Annotated in this window: 18 protein-coding genes; 7 read left to right on the top strand and 11 right to left on the bottom strand. The window is 68.2% G+C overall.

Going from position 1 to position 20930, the window contains the following annotated elements; translation table 11 throughout:
• Positions 1–13 precede the first annotated feature (13 nt).
• From rbfA to rimP, 5 genes are all read right to left on the bottom strand, one after another.
• On the bottom strand, positions 14–493 hold the full coding sequence (rbfA, locus tag ACJH5R_RS14190; protein WP_406759207.1) for a 30S ribosome-binding factor RbfA: 480 nt from the start codon (positions 491–493) through the stop codon (positions 14–16).
• Complete coding sequence (gene infB / locus ACJH5R_RS14185) at positions 493–3282, bottom strand: translation initiation factor IF-2 (protein ID WP_406782196.1); 2790 nt, start codon at positions 3280–3282, stop codon at positions 493–495. The genes rbfA and infB overlap by 1 nt, the downstream gene beginning before the upstream one ends.
• Positions 3283–3348: 66 nt before the next feature.
• The gene (locus ACJH5R_RS14180; RefSeq protein ID WP_406759209.1) at positions 3349–3609 is read right to left on the bottom strand and encodes a DUF448 domain-containing protein; all 261 of its coding nucleotides are present in this window, start codon (positions 3607–3609) and stop codon (positions 3349–3351) included.
• 211 nt (positions 3610–3820) lie between these two features.
• Entirely contained in the window at positions 3821–4864 is a 1044-nt protein-coding gene (gene nusA / locus ACJH5R_RS14175; RefSeq protein ID WP_406759210.1) for a transcription termination factor NusA, read from the bottom strand.
• Positions 4861–5394, bottom strand: coding sequence for a ribosome maturation factor RimP (gene rimP, locus ACJH5R_RS14170; protein ID WP_406759211.1), 534 nt, complete (start codon positions 5392–5394; stop codon positions 4861–4863). The genes nusA and rimP overlap by 4 nt, the downstream gene beginning before the upstream one ends.
• A gap of 193 nt (positions 5395–5587) precedes the next feature.
• Between rimP and ACJH5R_RS14165 the strand changes: the two genes are divergently transcribed.
• The 3 genes from ACJH5R_RS14165 to ACJH5R_RS14155 are packed head-to-tail and all read left to right on the top strand — an operon-like array spanning position 5588 to position 6911.
• Positions 5588–6097, top strand: a complete 510-nt coding sequence (locus tag ACJH5R_RS14165; RefSeq protein ID WP_406759212.1) for a hypothetical protein — start codon at positions 5588–5590, stop codon at positions 6095–6097.
• Positions 6094–6552 carry a ferritin-like domain-containing protein gene (locus ACJH5R_RS14160; RefSeq protein ID WP_406759213.1) on the top strand — a complete coding sequence of 153 codons (459 nt, stop codon included), beginning with the start codon at positions 6094–6096 and terminating at the stop codon, positions 6550–6552. Before ACJH5R_RS14165 ends, ACJH5R_RS14160 begins: the two co-directional genes overlap by 4 nt.
• A gap of 38 nt (positions 6553–6590) precedes the next feature.
• The gene (locus ACJH5R_RS14155; protein ID WP_406759214.1) at positions 6591–6911 is read left to right on the top strand and encodes a DUF732 domain-containing protein; all 321 of its coding nucleotides are present in this window, start codon (positions 6591–6593) and stop codon (positions 6909–6911) included.
• Here ACJH5R_RS14155 and ACJH5R_RS14150 read toward each other — a convergent pair.
• The 5 genes from ACJH5R_RS14150 to mqo form a co-directional block, all read right to left on the bottom strand.
• Positions 6908–8671: a proline--tRNA ligase gene (locus ACJH5R_RS14150; RefSeq protein WP_406759215.1), complete on the bottom strand. Its 1764-nt coding sequence runs from the start codon at positions 8669–8671 to the stop codon at positions 6908–6910. The two genes, ACJH5R_RS14155 and ACJH5R_RS14150, sit on opposite strands and share 4 nt — an antisense overlap.
• Before the next feature lie 52 nt (positions 8672–8723).
• Positions 8724–10217, bottom strand: coding sequence for an MFS transporter (locus tag ACJH5R_RS14145; protein WP_406759216.1), 1494 nt, complete (start codon positions 10215–10217; stop codon positions 8724–8726).
• A 155-nt stretch (positions 10218–10372) separates the two neighbouring features.
• On the bottom strand, positions 10373–11947 hold the full coding sequence (locus tag ACJH5R_RS14140) for an MFS transporter (RefSeq protein WP_406759217.1): 1575 nt from the start codon (positions 11945–11947) through the stop codon (positions 10373–10375).
• A gap of 33 nt (positions 11948–11980) precedes the next feature.
• A complete protein-coding gene (gene cobA, locus ACJH5R_RS14135; protein WP_406759218.1) occupies positions 11981–13198 on the bottom strand; it encodes a uroporphyrinogen-III C-methyltransferase in 1218 nt (405 codons plus the stop codon).
• Positions 13199–13327: 129 nt separating this feature from the next.
• Positions 13328–14773 (bottom strand): malate dehydrogenase (quinone), encoded by a 1446-nt coding sequence (gene mqo / locus ACJH5R_RS14130; protein ID WP_406782216.1) that lies wholly within the window; start codon positions 14771–14773, stop codon positions 13328–13330.
• Positions 14774–14835: 62 nt separating this feature from the next.
• On the opposite strand from mqo, the gene mtr reads away from it, so the two are divergent.
• Both mtr and ACJH5R_RS14120 read left to right on the top strand, forming a co-directional pair.
• Positions 14836–16215 (top strand): mycothione reductase, encoded by a 1380-nt coding sequence (gene mtr, locus ACJH5R_RS14125; protein ID WP_406757284.1) that lies wholly within the window; start codon positions 14836–14838, stop codon positions 16213–16215.
• A 12-nt stretch (positions 16216–16227) separates the two neighbouring features.
• Positions 16228–18024: an acyl-CoA dehydrogenase gene (locus ACJH5R_RS14120; RefSeq protein ID WP_406782195.1), complete on the top strand. Its 1797-nt coding sequence runs from the start codon at positions 16228–16230 to the stop codon at positions 18022–18024.
• 4 nt (positions 18025–18028) lie between these two features.
• Here ACJH5R_RS14120 and ACJH5R_RS14115 read toward each other — a convergent pair whose 3' ends face one another.
• Positions 18029–18652, bottom strand: a complete 624-nt coding sequence (locus tag ACJH5R_RS14115) for a TetR/AcrR family transcriptional regulator C-terminal domain-containing protein (RefSeq protein WP_406782194.1) — start codon at positions 18650–18652, stop codon at positions 18029–18031.
• A 58-nt stretch (positions 18653–18710) separates the two neighbouring features.
• Between ACJH5R_RS14115 and ACJH5R_RS14110 the strand changes: the two genes are divergently transcribed.
• Positions 18711–19439, top strand: a complete 729-nt coding sequence (locus ACJH5R_RS14110) for a class I SAM-dependent methyltransferase (protein ID WP_406782193.1) — start codon at positions 18711–18713, stop codon at positions 19437–19439.
• Between the two features lie 97 nt (positions 19440–19536).
• Entirely contained in the window at positions 19537–20913 is a 1377-nt protein-coding gene (locus ACJH5R_RS14105) for an HNH endonuclease signature motif containing protein (RefSeq protein WP_406782192.1), read from the top strand.
• The last annotated feature ends 17 nt before the right edge of the window (positions 20914–20930 follow it).

The following is a 20930-nucleotide window of genomic DNA, read 5'->3' as shown; positions in this document are numbered from 1 at the left end:
CGTGGGCAGCGGGTCAGTCGCCCGACTGCTCACCGTCACCGCTGTCGTCGGCATCGGGTTGTCCCGGTGCCTCGCGATACGGGTTCGCGTCCCCGACCGGCTGCTTGCCCTCCCGTATCCGGGCCAGGTCGGCATCGGCGGCTTGGGCTGCGGCCAGCAATTCCGACATCCGATGGGCAGCGTCGGGCACGGTGTCCCGCACGAACGACAGGGTCGGGGTGAACCGCACCCCCGTGCCTGCGCCGACCTTGGACCGCAGCACGCCCTTGGCGCCCTCCAACGCGGCAGCGGCGCCGCCGTAGTCGGGGTCCTCGTCCAGGGAGCGGCCCAGCACCGTGTAGTACAGGGTCGCGTCGTGCAGGTCAGCGGTCACCTTCGCGTCGGTGATCGTCACGCCGGCCAGCCGCGGGTCCTTGATCTCGTACTCGATCGCCGAGGCGACGATCGTGGAGATCCGCTTGGCCAGCCGGCGTGCCCGTGCCGGATCAGCCACTACGTCCGCGCCTTCTCGACGAGCTCGTAGGCCTGGATGACGTCGCCTTCCTTGATGTCGTTGTAGGTCAGCGTCAGACCACATTCATAGCCGTCGCGGACCTCGGTGACATCGTCCTTCTCCCGCCGCAGCGAGGAGATCGTGACGGTCTCGGCGATCACCACGTTGTCACGCAGCAACCGCGCCTTGGCGTTGCGGCGCATGATGCCCGAAGTGACCAGGCAGCCCGCGATGTTGCCCACCTTGGAGGAACGGAACATGGCGCGAATCTCGGCACGCCCCAGTTCCTTCTCCTCGTAGATCGGCTTGAGCATGCCCTTGAGCGCGCTCTCGATCTCGTCGATGGCCTGGTAGATGACCGAGTAGTACCGGATCTCCACACCCTCGCGGTTGGCCAGCTCGGTGGCCTTGCCCTCGGCACGGACGTTGAACCCGATGATGATCGCGTCCGACGCCGATGCCAGGTTGACGTTGGTCTCGGTGATGCCACCGACGCCACGGTCGATGACCCGCAGCTGCACCTCGTCGTCGATCTGGATCCCCATCAGGGCCTCTTCCAGCGCCTCGACGGTACCGGCGTTGTCGCCCTTGAGGATCAGGTTCAGCTGGCTGGTTTCCTTCAGCGCCGAGTCCAGGTCCTCCAGCGAGATCCGCTTGCGCGACCGCGCGGCCAGCGCGTTGCGCTTGCGGGCGTTGCGCTTATCGGCGATCTGGCGAGCGATCCGGTCCTCGTCGACCACCAGCAGGTTGTCGCCGGCACCGGGCACCGAGGTGAAGCCGATGACCTGCACCGGCCGCGACGGGGTCGCCTCCTCGACATCCTCGCCGTGCTCGTCGACCATCCGACGGACTCGGCCGTAGGCGTCGCCGGCGACGATCGAGTCGCCGACCCGCAGCGTGCCGCGCTGAATCAGCACGGTGGCTACCGGGCCGCGACCACGGTCCAAGTGGGCCTCGATCGCCACACCCTGGGCCTCCATGTCGGGGTTGGCCCGCAGGTCCAGGGCAGCGTCGGCGGTCAGCAGCACCGCCTCCTCGAGCGCGGCGATGTTGGTGCCCTGCTTGGCGGAGATGTCGACGAACATGGTGTCGCCGCCGAAGTCCTCGGCAACCAGTCCGTACTCGGTGAGCTGCCCCCGGATCTTGGCCGGGTCGGCACCTTCCTTGTCGATCTTGTTGACCGCCACCACGATCGGCACATCGGCCGCCTGGGCGTGGTTGATCGCCTCCACCGTCTGGGGCATCACGCCGTCGTCGGCGGCCACCACCAGGATCGCGATGTCGGTGGCCTTGGCGCCACGGGCACGCATGGCGGTGAACGCCTCGTGACCCGGGGTGTCGATGAAGGTGATCAACCGCTCGGAGCCGTCGAAGTCGACGCCCACCTGATAGGCACCGATGTGCTGGGTGATGCCACCTGCCTCGCCCTCGCGGACGTTGGCCTTGCGGATGGTGTCCAGCAGTCGGGTCTTGCCGTGGTCGACGTGACCCATGACGGTCACCACCGGCGGGCGGCTCTGCAGGTCTTCCTCGCCGCCTTCGTCCTCGCCGTAGGTCAGGTCGAAGGACTCCAGCAGCTCGCGGTCCTCGTCCTCGGGCGAGACGACCTGCACCACGAAGTTCATCTCGCTGCCCAGCAGCTCCAGCGTCTCGTCGCCGACCGACTGGGTGGCCGTGACCATCTCACCGAGGTTGAACAGCGCCTGCACCAGGGCAGCCGGGTTGGCGTTGATCTTGTCGGCGAAGTCGCTCAGCGATGCGCCGCGGGCAAGCCGGATGGTCTCGCCGTTGCCGTGCGGCAACCGCACACCACCGACGACCGGCGCCTGCATGTTCTCGTACTCGGCGCGTTTCGCCCGCTTCGACTTGCGTCCCCGCTTGGGTGCACCGCCGGGCCTACCGAATGCGCCGGCCGCGCCACCGCGCTGGCCGGGACGACCGCCGCCGCCACCGCCACCGGGACGACCCCGAAAACCTCCGGCGCCCGCGCCTGCGGGACCACCCGTGCCGCCGGGACCACCGGCACCGCCACCGCGGTAGTTACCGCCCGGACCGCCGCCGGGACCACCGGGACGACCACCGGGGCCACCGGGACGGCCACCGCCGCCGGGCCGCGGCGGACCGCCGGGACGTGCCGGGCGACCCTGTGCGCCGAAGTTGCTGGTGCGTCCGGGCATGTTGCCCGGCGTCGCGCCGCCGCCGGGGCGGGGCATGCCTGGCCGGGGGGCTCCTCCCGGCCGGGGCGCCGCCTGCGGGTGCGGACGCGGAATCGCCCGCTCGACCGGCTGCGCCGAGGAGAACGGGTTGTTGCCGACGCGCGGGGTGCGGGCGCCGGGCTTGGGACCCGGTGCTGCCGGCCGGGGGCCGGGCGCCGGCGGCGCCGCCGGCGACGGTGCTGCGGCGGCCGGTGGCGGGGTCTCGGCCGCGGGCGCGGCCGGAGCGGCCGGTGCCGCTGGAGCTGCCGGGGCCGCCGGCTTGGCTGCGGCCGGGACGGGGGCAGCAGGCTTGGCGGCCTCGCCCTGAACGGCAGCCGTCGGTGTCGGCTTCGCCGGTCCCGGGGTGGCCGCCGGGGCCGGAGCGGCCTTGGCGGGCGCCGGAGCCGCGGGCGCTTCAGCCTTCGGCGCGGGCTTGCCGCCGCCGAAGGACTCGCGCAGCCGCCGCGCGACGGGGGCTTCCACGGTTGAGGATGCCGATTTGACGAATTCGCCCTGTTCGCTCAGGCGGGCGAGAACTTCCTTGCTGGTGACACCGAGTTCCTTGGCCAACTCGTGTACGCGGGCCTTTGCCACTACATCTCCTGTCTATGAGGCGACAGCGGTGGTGGGCCGCGCCTCGGGTTTAGCTATGACGCATGGTCATCGGGACTTCACGGTGTGCTCATGTTCTTCGCTACCTGTTCTGTTGACCGGGGCGGCGAGCTGATCTTCGACTCCTTCGAAGTACTCCTCCACCCCGGATACATCCGGGGAACCGCTGATTCGCAGCGCGCGCGCGAATGCCCGTCTCCGAATCGCCGCGTGCAGGCATTCCGACGCGGGATGCAACCACGCACCCCGCCCCGGCTGGTTGCCCGCGCGGTCAACGATCACGGCACCGTTGCCGTTCTCGGTTGACACCGCGACCACCCGACGCAATTCGACGGTCAACGCACGTTTCCGGCATCCGACACACGTGCGCACCGGTCCATCTGGGGAACGGTGCGTCCGCGAGGCGGCTGGCGAAGTCTCGCGCTGGATCACGGCTCAGTCTACCCATACAACGGCGATGACCCGAACCACCCGAACCAACCCGGCGCTGCGCTACCGGGCGCTCCTGGTCGCGTCCCGCTCAGCGCTCGTGGCCCACGCCCTGACCTGCCGCACGCTCAGCGCCATCGGTATCGGTCTCGGGGGTGTCACTGCGGATATCGATGCGCCAACCGGTCAGCCGGGCTGCCAGCCGGGCGTTCTGGCCTTCCTTGCCGATGGCCAAGGAAAGCTGGAAGTCGGGGACGACCACCCGGGCGGCACGAGCCGCCTGGTCGATCACCGTCACCGACATCACCTTGGCAGGCGACAGCGCGTTGCCGACGAAGCGCGCCGGGTCCTCGTCGTAGTCGATGATGTCGATCTTCTCGCCGGCCAGCTCGCTCATCACGTTGCGCACGCGCTGGCCCATCGGGCCAATGCAGGCGCCCTTGGCATTGAGCCCGGGAACCTGCGAGGCGACCGCGATCTTGGATCGGTGGCCGGCCTCCCGGGCGACCGCGACGATCTCCACCGACCCGTCGGCGATCTCGGGGACCTCCAAAGCGAACAGCTTGCGCACCAGGTTCGGGTGGGTACGCGACAGCTCGATACGCGGTTCGCGCAGGCCCCGGGTCACGCCGATCACGTAGCAGCGCAGCCGGTCGCCGTGGTCGTAGGCCTCGCCGGGCGCCTGCTCCGCGGGGCGGATGACGCCATCAAAGCCCTTGGCCTCGGTGCCCAGCCGCACCACGATGACACCGCGGGCATTCTCCCGGGCGTCGCGCTGCACGACGCCGGCGACGATGTCGCCCTCCCGCGCCGAGAATTCGCCGTAGGCCTTCTCGTTCTCGGCGTCACGCAGCCGCTGCAGGATCACCTGGCGGGCCGTGGTCGCCGCGATACGGCCGAAACCCTCGGGCGTGTCGTCGTATTCGCTGATCACGTTGCCGTCGGCGTCCGTCTCGCGGGCCAGCACCCGCACCACGCCGGTCTTGCGGTCGACGTCGATCACCGCGTCGGCCTGATGGCCTTCGGTGTGGCGGTATGCGGTGAGCAACGCCGATTTGATCGTGTCCACGACCACGTCAACCGAGATGCCCTTGTCTGCCTCGATCGCATGCAGCGCGGCCATGTCGATGTTCATGCTCCGGCCTCCGTTCCCGCCTCCGGGGCCTGCCGGCCCGCCAACTCCAACTCACGTTCACTCGGCGGTGCGAATTCGACTTGCACCACCGCTCGGCTGATCTCGCTCAGCGGCAGGCGGCGACGGTTCCAGTCGCGCCCGGCGCGTACCACCAGCGTCAGGACGTCGTCATCGACGACGCCCACCCGACCGGTCAGACCCGACCCGTCGGACAGCGTCAGCTCCACTTTGCGACCGTGCGCGCGCCGAAAATGCTTCGCGGTGGTCAGCGGCCGCCCCACCCCGGGCGAGCTGACCTCAAGTACGTATTGGCCGTCGAATTCCAGGGTGTCGAGCAAGTCCGACGCCGAGCGCGCCAACGCGGCGGCGGTGTCCAGATCAAGCGGGGTGTCGCCGTCGGCGACCACGGTGATTCGCGGGAGCGGGTCCCGATCGTCGACGACAACGTCTTCGATCTCGTATCCGGCGCGGGTGAACTCAGCATCGAGCAGCTCGATCACCTGTGTCTGGGAAGGTAGCCCGGTGGCCACGGCGAGCTCCTCATCTTGAGTTGTCCTTCTCGGCGCGTTCCCACGCGCCAGGCGCGGCCGGGAACCAGTCATCAACGATACGCCGTGGGAAACACAGCCACAGCAAACCGGCAAAAGCGCCCGTCAGCGTACCGCGACCCGTTCGCGGCCACGTCGCGTCCTTACGGCGCCGTGGCAATGGCAGGATGTCAGGGTGCCCGGCCCCCTGTCCGCCATCGACCGACGGCGCGTGCTCACCGGCGCCGGGATGCTCGCCCTGCTGGCCCTTGCGGCGCCGGCCTGCGGCTCGGCTCCGACGGCGCCCGTCGTGGACGACCTGGAAGCGCAACGGCAGTTGGCGCTGCGCGACAGTGAGCTGGCTGCGGCGGCCGCCGCAGCACTGACCGACCCGGACTCCAAGGCGCTGGCCGCGGCGCTGGATCAGGTGTCGCAGGAGCGAACCGAGCACGCCCGGGCACTGGCCGCCGAGATCGCCCGCGCCTCCAGAAAGGCGCCGGTGGACGAGACCGAGACCACCACGCCCGGCGCCGCGCCGGATGCGCCCGCTCCGCCGGCCTCGCAGGTGATCAGCGCGCTGCGGGAGGCCGCCGACAGCGCCGGGAAACTGGCGGTCTCCTCGTCCGGTTACCGCGCCGGGCTGCTGGCCTCCATCGCCGCGGCATGCACGGCCTCCTACGCAGTTGCCTTGGTGGCGCAGACATGACATCTCCGCAACCCAGCCCGAGCTCCGGCCCCGAAGCGGCCCTGATCGATGCGCTGGCCACCGAACACGGCGTCGTCTATGGCTACGGGCTGGTATCGGCGTACTCGCTACCGGAATTCAACGATCTGGTGGTCACAACCATTCGACAGCACCGCGAACGCCGGGATCACACCATCGCGATACTGACCAGCCGCTCGGTTGCCGTGCCGCCTGCCGCTGCCGGCTATCAGTTGCCCATGCCGGTGACCACGTCCAACGATGCACTGCGGCTGGCGGTCCGGATGGAAAGCGACACCGCGGCGGCCTGGCGTGCGGTCGTCGAACAGGCCAGCGAGGCCACCGATCGGGAATTCGCGGCGACCGCGCTCGGTCAGAGCGCCGTGCTCGCCGCGCACTGGAACCGCGCGCTGGGGAGTTGGCCGATCACCCAGGCCTTTCCAGGTGGCCAGGACTGAGCGAGACTGACCTCGACCGGGCGAAGGGAGCAGGGATGATGTCGGTGCACAAGCGTGGTGCCCTGATCGCGACCGTAGTAGGAGCAGGGGTGCTGTTGGGTGCCGGACCGGCCGCCGCCTGGCCGATCCCCTACACCTCCGAGGACATCAGATACCTCGACGCAACCCGCGGCAACTTTCCCGGCGACGACGACCAGCTCCTGCTGGCCGGAAAGCAGGTCTGCCGGCAGCTCTACACCGGCCAGTCCGCCGGCTCGGTGACCGACCAGGTCGCCGCACAGTACGGGGCCAGCCCCGAACAGGCCGCCGTCGTGGTGCGCGCGGCGCGCAGCACCATGTGCACCCAGGCCCCGGGTTAACTGCCCTCAGCGCGGACCGCGGCCATGATCTGCCCGGCCAATTCCGCACCGACGGCCAGTTCGCGGGTCTGCCCCGAGAAACGATCCCGCAGCTCGACAACGCCGTCGGCCCAGCCGCGCCCCAGTACGACGATCCACGGCACCCCGAGCAACTCGGCGTCCTTGAACTTCACCCCCGGCGAGGCCTGCCGGTCGTCAAAGAGCACCTCCAGACCAAGCCGGTCCAGTTCAGCGACCAGCTCGGTCGCGCCGGTGCGGGCGGCGTCGTCCTTGTTGGCGATCACCACATGCACGTCGAACGGTGCGACCTGCGACGGCCAGCGCAGACCCAGCTCGTCATGCTGCTGTTCGGCGATGACAGCCACCAACCGCGAGACGCCGACACCGTAGGAACCCATGGTGAGCCGCACCGGCCGGCCATCCTCGCCGAGGACGTCGACAGCAAAAGCGTCGGTGTATTTGCGGCCGAGCTGGAAGATGTGGGCGATCTCGATGCCCCGGGCGCTGACCAGCGGGCCGGCCCCGTCCGGTGACGGGTCGCCGTCGCGGACCTCGGCCGCCTCGATGGTGCCGTCGGCGTGGAAATCACGCCCGGCGACCAGTCCCACGACATGCTTGCCGGGCGCATCGGCACCGGTGATCCAGCTGGTGCCGTCCACCACACGAGGGTCAACCAGGTAGCGGACCCCGTTGTCCTGCAGTGCTTTCGGACCGATGTAGCCCTTCACCAGGAACGGGTGCTTGGCGAAATCACCGTCGCCGAGCAGCGCGTACTCGGCGGGTTCGAGGGCCGCCCCGAGCCGCTTCTCATCGATCTCGCGGTCGCCCGGGACCCCGATGCCCAGTAGCTCCCACTCGCCATCGGGCTGGCGGACCTTGAGCAGGACGTTCTTGAGGGTGTCGGCGGCGGTGACGAGGCGACCGAGGCCCAGATCAGCAGAGTTGGCCCAATCCACCAGGGTGGCGATCGTCGGGGTATCGCCGGTGTCGTGAATCTGCGGCTCGGCCAAGCCATCGATCGGTCGCGGCTCGGGGCGGGCGGTGGTCACCGCTTCGACGTTGGCGGCGTAGCCGGACTCCTGGCAGCGCACGAAGGTGTCTTCACCGACCGCACTCTCGGCGAGGAATTCCTCGGAGGCCGATCCGCCCATGGCGCCGGAAACCGCCGAGACGATCACATAACGCACACCGAGCCGGTCGAAGATCTTCTGATAGGCCGCCCGGTGCGCGTCGTAGGCGGCGGCCAGGCCGGCGTCGCCGACGTCGAAGGAATAGGAGTCCTTCATCACGAATTCGCGGCCGCGCAGGATGCCGGCTCGCGGTCGCGCCTCGTCCCGGTACTTGGTCTGGATCTGATACAGCACCACCGGGAAGTCCTTGTAGGAGCTGTACTCCCCCTTGACGGTCAGGGTGAACAGTTCCTCGTGGGTGGGGCCCAGCAAGTAGTCGTTGTCGCGACGGTCCTTGAGCCGGAACAAGCCATCGCCGTATTCCGTCCAGCGGTTGGTGGTCTCGTACGGTGCGCGCGGCAGCAGCGCCGGGAACAGGATTTCCTGGCCGCCGATGGCGTTCATCTCCTCGCGCACCACTCGCTCGATGTTGCGCAGCACCCGCAGGCCAAGCGGCAGCCAGCTGTACAGACCGGGTGCGATAGGCCGGACGTAGCCGGCCCGGATCAGCAGCTTGTGGCTGGGAACTTCGGCATCGGCGGGGTCGTCGCGCAGGGTGCGCAGGAACAGTTCGGACATCCGGGTGATCACAGGCCGAGAGCCTATCTTCAGCCGCGAGCAGACGCGGACTTGCCCGGCGCCCCTACAGCTCCCCCGCCTCCACAGCCTCCAGAGTGTGTTGGGCGCGGGCGATCTGTTCGGCCGAGAACCTGATGAACAGTGCCGCCGCACCCACCAGCACGGCGATCGCGGCCACCCACAGCAGCGAATAGGTGTAGCCATGGCCGAGCGCATCCAGTTCGCTGTCGGTCATGTTCTTCACCGGGCCGGTGGTGCCGCCCAGGTACAGCGTTCGAGAGGTCTGCACGGCCTGGATGATCACCAGCACCACCGGGCCGCCCAGGTTGTACACCATCAAGGTGACCGCCGACACCGGGCCGATCTCGCGTGGGCCGACCTCGGCCACCGCGCACAGCGGCAGCACCACCGAGATCACGCCGATACCGAAGCCGCCGACCACGAACAGCATCACCAGGTCGGGGATGTACGGCACGCCGCGGTCCAGCGTCGACCCGAACAGCATGGCGCCCCAGACCAGGCTGCCGGCCCCGATGATGAGCCAGCGTGGCGCGATCAGCGCGGCCGCCCAACTGGTCAGCAGGTTGCCGAGACCCATCGCCAGCGCGAACGGGATGAAGCAGATACCGGCGCGCAGGGCCGAGTAGCCCAGCACGTCTTGAACCAGTAGACCGATCATCACGCTCACCGTGAGCATCACGCCGCCGGCCATGAAGTACGCCACGAAGGTGGCGACCCGGCTGGGGTTGTCGAACACCGCCGGCGGCACCAGTGGGTTGGCGGCGTTGCGCTCGACGAACAGGAAGGCCAGTAGGAAGAGTGCCGCGGCGACGCCGGCGCCGATCACCCACGGGCTCGCCCAGCCCTGGGGCGGGCCCTGGGTGAATACCAGCACCGCCGCGGTACACCCGCCGGTGGCCAGCAGCGCCCCGGTGAGGTCGAGCCGGAGCCGTTCGGTGTTGGTCTCGGTCAACCGCCGCACCGCGATGGCCACGATGACGATTCCGATCGGGATGTTGATCAAGAACGCCAGCCGCCACGAGATGACGGTGAGGGCGCCACCGAGCACCAGGCCCATGACCGAGCCGATGCCCTGCATGGCGGCCGACACCGCCATGGCCCGGTTCCGGGCCTGCCCGGCCGCGTAGGTCGTCGCGATCAGCGCCAGGCCGGTCGGTGCGGCAACCGCGGCCCCCATGCCCTGGACTGCCCGGGCGGCGATCAGGGTGGCGGAGTCGGTGGCCACCCCACAGACCAGCGAGGCGAGGGTGAACAACCCGACCCCGGAGATGAACGCCCGCTTCTGTCCGATGGCGTCGCCCACCCGGCCGCCGAGCAGCAACAGGCCGCCGAAGGTCAGTACGTAGGCGGTGATGACCCAGCTCTTGGCGGCATCGGACAGATCGAGGTCGGCCTGCATGCGCGGCAATGCCACCACGACGATGGTGCCGTCCAGCGTCGACATCAGCTGCATGCCGGTGATCGCCACGATGGCGACACCGAGCACGTTGGACGACAACGACCGGCCGGCCGACTGGGATTCCCCCGGCGCGGCCATAGCAGGTCAGCTTAGCGGGGATCGCTTGCGCGGCGGAGCCGGGCGAAGCGGGTCACCGCCGTCAACCCAGCGGGGATCGCTTGCGCGGCGGAGCCGGGCGAAGCGGGTCACCGCCGTCAACCCAGCGGGGAGCGCCGGCGCGCGTCCGGGCGAAGTTACAGGTTGCCGAAGGCGTCCTGCACGTCCTGGGCGTGCGCAACCTGTTTGGCGGTGTAACCGATCAGCAGGGAGATCCCGCCGACCAGGATCGCCACCGCGGCAATCCACAGCAAGCCGTAGGTGTAGCCGGCGTCCAACGCGGCGATCTGCGCGGGATTCATCGTCTTGACCGGCATGTTGGTGCCGCCCAGGTAGAGGGTGCGCGAGGTGATGACGGCCTGGATGACCGCCAGCACGATCGGCCCGCCCAGGTTCTGCAGCATCAGTGCGATCGCCGAGGTGGGACCGATCTGGTCGAAGCCCACGCCGGCGATCGCCGAGAGGGTCAGCGGCACCACGATCACGCCGATCCCGAGCCCACCGAGCACGATCAACGTCACGAAGTTCGGGAAGTACGGCAGGTTCCGGTTGATCGTCGAGCCGTAGATCATCGCGCCCAGCAACACGACGCCACCGGCGATCACCAGCACCCGGGGCGGGAACCGCCGCACCAGCTGGGAGGACAGACCCAGTCCGACGCCCAGCCCGATGACGAACGGGATGAATCCCACTCCGGCGCGCAAGGCCGAGTAGCCCATCAGATCCTGCACATACAGGCCGATGGTCACGGTCAAGGTGAACAGCACCCCGCCGGCCAGGAAGATCGCCGCGAAGGTCATCAGCCGATTGCGGTCCTTGAAGAGGCTGAACGGCACCACCGGGTTCTCTGCGGTGCGCTCCACCACGGCGAAAGCCAAGAGCGCTAACACCGCGACGACGCCCGAGCCGATGGTGAAGACCGAGATCCAGCCCTTCTCCGGGCCGATCGTGAACGCGAACACCGCGGCCGTGCAGCCCAGGGTCGCCAGCAGCGCGCCGGCAGCGTCGAGCTTCATCCGTTCCCGGTTGGTCTCGGTCAGCGCGGTGCGGGCCAGGTAGATCATCAGCAGGCCGATCGGCACGTTGATCCCGAACGCCAGCCGCCACGACACCTCGGTCAACGCGCCACCGACCACCAGGCCCATCACCGACCCGACAGCGGTCATCGCTCCGAATATCGCGGTGGCGGCGTTGCGGGCCGGCCCCTTCGGGAAGGTGGTGGCGATCAGCGCCAGCGCGGTCGGTGAGGCGATCGCTGAGCCGACGCCCTGGAGCAGTCGCGCGATCACCAACGTGGGCGCATCCCAGGCCACCGCGCACAGCACCGACGCGATGGTGAACAACGCGACCCCGCTGATGAAGGTGCGCTTGCGGCCGATGGTGTCGCCGAGCCGGCCGCCCAGCAGCATCAGGCCGCCGAAGGTCAGCACGTAAGCGCTGATCACCCAGCCGCGGCCCGCGTCGGACAGTCCCAGGTCGTCCTGGATCTTAGGAAGCGCGACGATGGCGACAGTGCTGTCCATGGTGGCGAGCAGTTGCATGCCACCGATGGCGATCACCGCATAGATGAAGCGGCGAGAAGGCAACCAGGACGACACATACTTGCTGGTCAAGCTCATGAGATCGGAACCGGTACGCCCCGGGGGAACCGACCCGGCAGCGCCGTCGGACCGCTGCGCAGTCGCCCGGCCTGCATCATCGAGTGCAGTCATAACCGGCTACCCTACAGTAATATTAAGAGCTGTTTAAACCCCAAAACCGGCGACGGCCCCGATAATGACGATCGCGGGAGGTCGGATGCCCTCCGCGCGGATCTTCTCGGGCGCGTCGGCCAGGGTTGCTCGCAGCGTGTGCTGGGCCGGCGTGGTGCCGTGTTGCACCACTAGAACCGGCGTATCCGCAGGTCGCCCGCCCTTTTGCAGGACCGCGCTGAATTGTTCGATGCGTTCGATGGCCATCAGCAGCACGATGGTTCCGCGCATTGCCGCCAAGGCGTCCCAATTCACTAACGATTCGGGATCGTCGGGCGCGACGTGCCCACTGACCACCACGAACTCGTGGTTCACGGCCCGGTGGGTGACCGGAACCCCGGCCAGCGCCGGCACCGCTATGGCACTGGTCACACCCGGCACAACCGTCACCGGAATCCCGGCGTCGGCGCAGGCCAGGACCTCTTCGTAGCCGCGGGCGAACACGAATGGATCCCCACCCTTGAGGCGCACCACGAACTTGCCGGCCTTGGCACGATCGATCATCAGCGCGTTGATGGCGTCCTGCGCCATCGCCCGCCCATAGGGGATCTTGGCGGCGTCGATGACTTCGACGGTCGGGGGCAGTTCGGCGAGCAGCTCGGGCGGGGCGAGCCGATCGGCCACCACGACGTCGGCGTGCGAGAGCATGCGGCGGCCGCGCACCGTGATCAGTTCCGGATCACCGGGTCCGCCGCCCACCAGCGCCACACCGCCGCGCACTACGTCGGGGGTCGCCGCTGCGTCCACGGTGATCGTGCCGTCCTGCAACGCCTCCCGGATGGCGGAGCGGATCGCCGCCGACCGGTTGTGCTCGCCACCGGCCAGCACACCCACCGACAGTCCGGAGTAGCCGAAGGTCGCCGGGGTGACCGCAGATCCCTCGACGGCCAAGTCGGCGCGCACACAGAAGATCTGACGGCGATCGGCCTCGGCCACGATGGCGGCGTTGATCTCCGGGTCGTTGGTGGCCGCAATCGCATACCAGGCATCGGCCAGGTCCCCGTCGCGGTAGGTACGCGATACCAGTGTGATTCCGGGCTTGCGCTCGCCCAGCGCTTCGACCGCCGGGGTGGCGCTGGGCGCGATCACCAGCACCTGCGCCCCGCTGTCCACCAACAGTGGAAGTCGTCGCTGCGCGACACTTCCCGCGCCTACAACAACAACCTTGCGGCCGGCCAGCCGTAAACCGGCCAGGTAGGGGTTCTCGGTCACCCGATAACTCTAGTGGCGACCGTCAGCGCGGCGAAGCCGGGCGCAACGGGTCGCCACCATCAATCCCGCGGCGACCGTCAGCGCGGCGAAGCCGGGCGCAACGGGTCGCCACCATCAATCCCGTGGCTATCAGCTCAGCTGAAGCTGTCGGCTGCCCCACTCCCACACCTGCTCGAACAACACGGGCTCGTCGGACAGGCGCGTACCCAGCGAGGGCACCATCTCTTTGAGCGTCGGCAGCCAGTCGGCGAACTTCCCGGCGAAACAGCGCGCCAGCACTTCCAGCATGGCCGGTACCGCGGTCGAGGCACCGGGCGAGGCACCGAGCAGGCCCGCGATGCTGCCGTCGCCGGCACTGACGATCGTGGTGTCGAAATCGAGCTGCCCGGCGCGGATCACCTGCACCCGCTGGCCGGCCCGGATCTCATGCCACTCCGCGTGATCCGCATCGGGAAGGAACTCCCGCAATGCCGCGACACGGGTGCCGTGGGTTCGTCGCAGTTGGCCGAGCAGGTACCCGACCAACTGACGCTCCCGGATCCCGGCGCCCAGCAGCGACCGCGCGTTGTCGAAGCGCACCGATCTCGGCAGGTCCGTGGCCCGACCGTGTTTGAGGAACTTGGGCGACCAGCCGGCAAACGGTCCGAACAGCAGCCACGACGCACCGTTGACCATTCGGGCGTCCAGGTGCGGGGCGGTCGTCGACGGCGCGCCTGGTGCCGGGGCGCCGTACACCTTGGCCCGGTGTGCGGCGGTGAGCTCGGCGTGCCCGCAGCGCAGGAACACCCCGCCGATCGGGAAGCCGCCGAAGCCCCGCACTTCGGGGATTCCCGAGCGCTGCAGCAGGCCCAGGGTCGCTCCCCCGGCGCCAAGGAATACGAATTTGGCGTTGAGCCTTCGGATTTCGCCGGTTCGCCGGTTGACCAGCCGCAGCGTCCAGCTGCCGTCGGACTCCCGGCCCAGCGCCCGTACCTCGTGGCCGAAGAGCACCGCGGTGCCGTGTCGTACCCCGTAACCGATCAGTTGGTCAGTCAGCGCACCGAAGTCGACGTCGGTGCCGTGCGGCGCCCAATCCAGGGCCACCGGTACGTCCGGATTCCTCCCGGCGGCCATCGCGGGCAAGCGCGTGGCGAACTCGCCGAAGTCGGTGATCAATTCGGTCCCGCCGAACAACGGGTTGTCGGCCAGCGCACGATGACGCCGCCGCAGGTAGTCCACGCCGCCGGCGCCGTGCACGAAGCTGACGTGCGGGACCGGATGCACGAAGTCGCGTGGATCCTCCAGCAGTCCGTTCTCCACGGCATACGCCCAGAACTGGCGGGTCACCTGGAACTGCTCGTTGACGCGTACCGCCTTGGCGATGTCGATCGAGCCGTCGGGCTGCTGCGGTGTGTAGAAGAGCTCGCACAATCCGGCGTGGCCGGTTCCGGCGTTGTTCCAGGGATCGCTGCTCTCGCCGGCGGCGGAATCCAACCGCTCGACGATGGTGATCGCGGCATGCGGTTCCAGCCGGCGCAGCATCGCCCCCAAGGTGGCGCTCATGATGCCCGCGCCGATCAGCGCTACGTCGGTCATCTCGGTCTGAACCGATGGGGACACGCCCATAGATTAGCCCGCGCACCGTTTAGTCTGACGCAATGGAGAGCTACGACCTGGCGATCATCGGAACCGGTTCGGGTAACAGCATTCTCGACGAACGCTACGCGGACAAGCGGGTGGCGATCTGCGAGCAGGGCACGTTCGGCGGCACCTGCCTGAACGTGGGCTGCATCCCCACCAAGATGTTCGTCTACGCCGCCGAGGTGGCCAAGACGGTGAGCGAGGCCTCGCGCTACGGGGTGGACGCCCGCATCGACGGGGTGCGCTGGGACGACATCGTCTCGCGGGTGTTCGGGCGGATCGACCCGATCGCCGCGGGTGGCGAGCAGTACCGCCGCAGCCTGCCGAACATCGACGTCTACGGCGAGCACACCCGGTTCGGCCCGGTCGGCTCCGACGGCCGCTACTTGTTGCTCACCGCCGGTGGCGAGCAGTTCAGCGCCGAGCAGGTGGTGATCGCGGCGGGGTCGCGCTCGGCGATCCCGCCCGCCATCGCCGACAGCGGGGCGCGCCACTACACCAGCGACGACATCATGCGGATCGCCGAGCTGCCCGAGCATCTGGTGATCGTGGGCGGGGGCTTCATCGCCGCCGAGTTCGCCCACGTGTTCTCCGCCTTGGGTGTCCGGGTCACGGTGGTGATCCGCGGCTCGACATTGCTGCGGCACTGCGACGAGACCGTAGCGGAACGGTTCACCCGGATCGCCGCGGCCAAGTGGGAGCTGCGTACGCACCGCAACGTGGTTGCGGCCCGAAACGACGGGAGCGGTGTCGTCCTGGACCTCGACGACGGCTCGGTCCTGCGAGCCGACGCGATGCTGGTGGCCACCGGGCGCGTGCCCAACGGCGACCTGCTGGACGCCGAGCAGGCCGGTGTCGCCGTCGCCGGCGGTCGGGTGACCGTCGACAAGTACCAACGGACCTCGGCGCGGGGAGTTTTCGCGCTCGGTGACGTGTCCTCGCCCTACGAGCTCAAGCACGTCGCCAACCACGAGGCCAGGGTGGTGCAACACAACCTGCTGTGCGACTGGGACGACGTGGACTCGATGCGGATGACCGACCATCGCTACGTGCCGGCAGCGGTGTTCACCGATCCGCAGATCGCTGCGGTCGGATTGACCGAAACACAGGCACTGGCAAAGGGTCTCGATATCTCGGTGAAGATCCAGGACTACGGTGACGTCGCGTACGGCTGGGCTATGGAGGACAGCACCGGATTCGCCAAGCTGATCGCCGAGCGCGGCACCGGACGGCTGCTGGGCGCGCACATCATGGGCTACCAGGCGTCGTCGATCATCCAGCCGCTGATCCAGGCGATGAGCTTCGGTCTCACGGCGCCAGAGATGGCTCGCGGTCAATACTGGATCCACCCGGCGCTGCCCGAGGTTGTTGAGAACGCACTGCTTGGGCTCCAGTGAAAGGTTCGCCAGATGAAGTCCACCCTGCTGTCCCGCCAAGACCTTGATTTCCTGCTGTTCGATTGGCTGCGCGTCGACGAACTGACCGGACGGGACCGATTCTCCGAGCACTCCCGGGAGACCTTCTCCGACACCCTCGATCTGTGCGAGCAGCTGGCGACTCGTTATTTCGCCCCACACAACAAGAAGAGCGACGCACACGAGCCCACCTTCGACGGGACGACAGTCACCATCATCGGCGAGGTCAAGGAGGCGTTGGCGGCGTGCGCCGACGCCGAGCTGATCGGCATGGCGATGGACTACTCACTCGGTGGTGCGCAATTGCCGGCAACGGTGGCCCAGGCCGGCTTCGCCTGGCTGTTCGCCGCCAATGTCAGCACCGCCGGCTACCCGATGCTGACCATGGCCAATGCGAACCTGCTCGCCAAGTTCGGCAGCGAAGAACAGATCGCCGCCTTCGTCAAACCCATGCTCGCCGGCCGCTTCTTCGGGACGATGTGCCTGTCGGAGACCCAGGCCGGTTCATCGCTGGCCGACATCACCACCCGCGCCGAGCCGCGCGCCGATGGCACCTACCGGCTGTTCGGGTCGAAGATGTGGATCTCGGGGGGCGAACACGACCTGACCGACAACATCGTCCATCTGGTGCTGGCCAAGATCCCCGGTGGTCCGGCTGGCACCAAAGGGATTTCGCTGTTCATCGTGCCGAAGTATCTGGTGAATCCCGACGGCACGCTGGGTGAGCGCAACGACGTCGTGCTGGCCGGGCTCAACCACAAGATGGGTTATCGCGGAATCACCAACACCGTGCTCAACTTCGGGGAGGGTGGCCACCAGCCCGGCGGCGAGCCGGGAGCGGTCGGCTATCTCCTCGGCGACGAGCACCGCGGCTTGAACTACATGTTCCACATGATGAACGAGGCACGTCTGGGCGTGGGCATGGGCGCGATCGCGCTCGGCTACACCGGCTACCTGAAGTCGCTGGAGTACGCCCGCAGCCGTCCGCAGGGCCGGCCCGCGACGACGAAAGACCCTGCCGCGCCGCAAGTTGCGATCATCGAGCACGCGGACGTCAAGCGGATGCTGCTGGCACAGAAATCCTATGTCGAGGGGGCACTCGCGTTGGCGCTGTACTGCGCGCGGCTCGTCGACCTCCAAAACACCGCCGAATCCGACGAGGAGTGCGAGCACGCCACCGCGCTGCTGGACATCCTCACTCCGATCGCCAAGAGCTGGCCGTCACAGTGGTGCCTGGCCGCCAATGACCTGGCGATCCAGGTGCACGGCGGCTACGGCTACACCCGCGAGTACGACGTCGAGCAGCATTACCGGGACAACCGGCTCAACCCGATCCACGAGGGCACCCATGGCATCCAGAGCCTGGATCTGCTGGGCCGCAAGGTGGTGCAGCGCGACGGCGCCAGCTTGGCCGCCCTGCACGGCGCGATGACCCAGACCACCGCGGCCGCCCATCGCGCCGGTGGCGAATTGGCCGATATGGCAGCCCGACTCGACACGGTGGTCCAGCGGCTGGTGGCGGTCACCGCGGGCATGTTCGCCGCCGGTGACATCGATGCCGCACTGGCCAACAGCGCGGTCTACCTGGAGGCCTTCGGCCATGTGGTGATCGCCTGGATCTGGCTGGAGCAGTTGTTGGCCGCCGAGGGACGCACCGGGGACTTCTTTGACGGCAAACGCCAGGCGGCCCGCTACTTCTTCCGCTACGAGCTGCCCAAGACCGGGCCGCAGCTCGACCTGTTGGAAAGCCTGGACCGCACGACGCTCGAGATGCGCCCGGACTGGTTCTGACGCCCTAGCCGAGGGCCCCCAGGATCTGATCAATGCCGAATCTGAACCGGGCGTCGTAGTCTGCCGACAGGAAATCGTCCAGTACCGCATGCAGACTGGGAAACTCGGTCTCGTCCACGACATCCCGCAGAGCGTCCGGCAACGTATCGGGGGCCCGCTGCTCCTCCTGGACCAGCCCCAGGGTGAAGTAGAAAAGGTTCCACGCGGTCCATGCCGCCGGCTTGGAAGCCGCTCCGCCACTCAACAAAACGGCGATCAGCTGGTCGCCAAAGGCCAGGGTCGACGGCAGGACCGGGAAGGTTCCGGCGACGACCAGCGCACCGTCACGGTAGCGCAGCATCGCCTGACGCAACCCGCCTAGCAACTGGGCCGCCCGCTGACGCCAGTCGCCGTGCAACGGGTCCGTCTCCACCTCAGCCACAAGGGCATCCGCCATCAGCTCGAGCAGTCGGGCCTTGGTGCCGATGTGCCACATCACGGTGTTCATGCTGACGCTGAGTTCCGTTGCTATGGCGCGCGTTGAGAGTTTCGCGATGCCTTGACGGTCGAGGACCTCGAACGCGGCCCGCACCACATCCTCGACGCCAAGGCCGGCTCGTGCCCGCACGACACCTTGATTCTTGGTCACTGACCAAGTATACAAAGGAGAGGCACCCTTCTTGGTCAGTGATAGAGAGGAAGATCCCATGCAGGCCGACCCGACCTTTGACGCGATGTACCGCGGCGAGCAGACGATCGCCGGGATGGTTCCGTGGGATATCGGCGGCCCGCAGCCGGTGGTGCAAGAACTCGCCGCCCATGGCGCGCTGCACGGAGAGGTACTGGATCCGGGCACCGGCCCCGGTCACCACGCGATCTACTTTGCCTCGCAGGGATATTCGGCCACCGGAATCGACGCCTCTCCGGCGGCGATCGAGCACGCCCGACGTAACGCGCAGCGGGCGGGAGTGACCGTGGACTTCCGGGTCGCCGACGCGACACACCTGGCCGAATTCGAGGGCCGGTTCAACACCGTCGTCGACAGCGCCTTCTATCACGTATTCGCCCATGACGAGCTACTGCAGGCGCGCTACCTTCAAGCGCTGCACCTCGCGACCGCGCCGGGTGCGCGGCTGTTCATGTTCGAGCTCGGGCGGCACAATCTCAACGGCCTACAGTTCTACGGCCTTCCGGCGGACTCCTTCAACCGGCTGCTCAATGCCAACGGCTGGCGCACGGACTACGTGGGCACCTCAACCTACGTCGGCACCTTCGGTCCACGGGCGTTGGAGTTTCTTTCGCAGATGGACTCCACCGACGGCGTCGCACCGCAGATGAAATCCCTGCCGGATCAGCTGGCGAGGTTGCGGCCGCAACTACAGAACGATCGGGTCCACCTGCCGATGTGGTCGGTAGCCGCCACCAGAGTCGACTGACCCAGGAGTCTGGCGCCACTGCATTCACTTGTGCCACAGCAGTTTTGGCTGTGGATAGGTTCTTCGACTTGTCGGATACCGAAGCTATGATTAGCACATGCGTTCGAATAGCCGGGAAGAGGTCGTCGAAGTCTTCGACGCACTGTCGGCGGATCTGGATCGAGCGCTGGATCTGGACTTCGAGGCGCTGACCCCGCGGGAATGCCTGGCACTGCTGCGGCGCTGCGAGCGGCTGCGGCGGCGGCTTCCTGCAGTGGAACATCCGCTGGTCAACCAACTCGCCGCCACCGACCCCACCGAGATCGGCGGCAAACCCCGCTGGGTGCTGGCCGACGAACTCCACATCACCCGTGGGGAGGCCGGGCGGCGTATCACCGAGGCCGCCGAACTGGGACCGCGCCGGTCCATGACCGGTGAAACCCTGGAACCGGTATTACCCAGCGCGGCCACCGCCCAACGTGCAGGGCAGATCGGTGCCGCCCACATCGCGGTGATACGCGCGTTCTTCACCTACCTGCCCGCCGAGGTCGACGCGGGCACCGTGACCCAGGCCGAACAGCACCTCACCGCATTGGGTACCGAGTGCCGTCCCGACGAACTGGCCAAACTCGCCCAACGCCTGGCCGACCACCTGCACCCCGACGGCAACTACACCGACGACCAGCGCGCCAAACGCCGCGGTGTGGTGCTCGGCCCCCAAGACCGCGACGGCATGACACCCATCAAGGGCTACCTCGATCCGCAAGCACGCGCCACCCTCGACGCGGTGCTGGCCCGCTGGGCCGCCCCCGGCATGTGCAACCCCAACGACGAGATCCCCTGCACCGCCGGCACCCCCTCACAAACCGCGATCGACACCGACACCCGCAGTGCGCCGCAACGCAACCACGACGCCCTGACCGCCATGGGGCGCGCCTTGCTGGCCTCCGGAGATCTGGGGCAGCACAACGGGCTACCGGCCACCATCATCGTCTCCACCACCCTGGCCGACCTGGAAGCCGGCACCGGGAAAGCTCACACCGGCGGCGGCACCTGGCTCCCCATTCGTGACGTGATCGCCATGGCCAGCCACGCCCACCACTACCTGCGGATCTACCACGGCGCCAAAGAGCTGGCGCTATTCCACACCAAACGGCTGGCTTCGCCGGGGCAACGCATCGTGCTCTACGCCAAAGAACGCGGCTGCTCCCACCCGGGCTGCCCCATATCCGGCTACCACTGCGAAGTCCATCACGACCACGACTACGCCAAAACCAGGCGCACCGACATCACCGACCTGACTCTGCGCTGCGGCCCCCACCACCAGCTGATTACCTCAGGCGGATGGAAAACGCGCAAGCGCCACGACGGGACCACCCAGACCCTGCCGCCGCCACACTTAGACCACGGTCAACCCCGCACCAACCACTACCACCACCCCGACAAGCTGTTGGGCGGCAACGGTTCCGGCGATGAGGATGACGACGGACACTAGCGGGCACCTAGCCAGAC

The sequence above is a fragment of the Mycobacterium sp. SMC-19 genome (assembly GCF_045310815.1).
Taxonomy (GTDB): domain Bacteria; phylum Actinomycetota; class Actinomycetes; order Mycobacteriales; family Mycobacteriaceae; genus Mycobacterium.
This window is presented reverse-complemented; position numbering and strand designations above follow the sequence as displayed.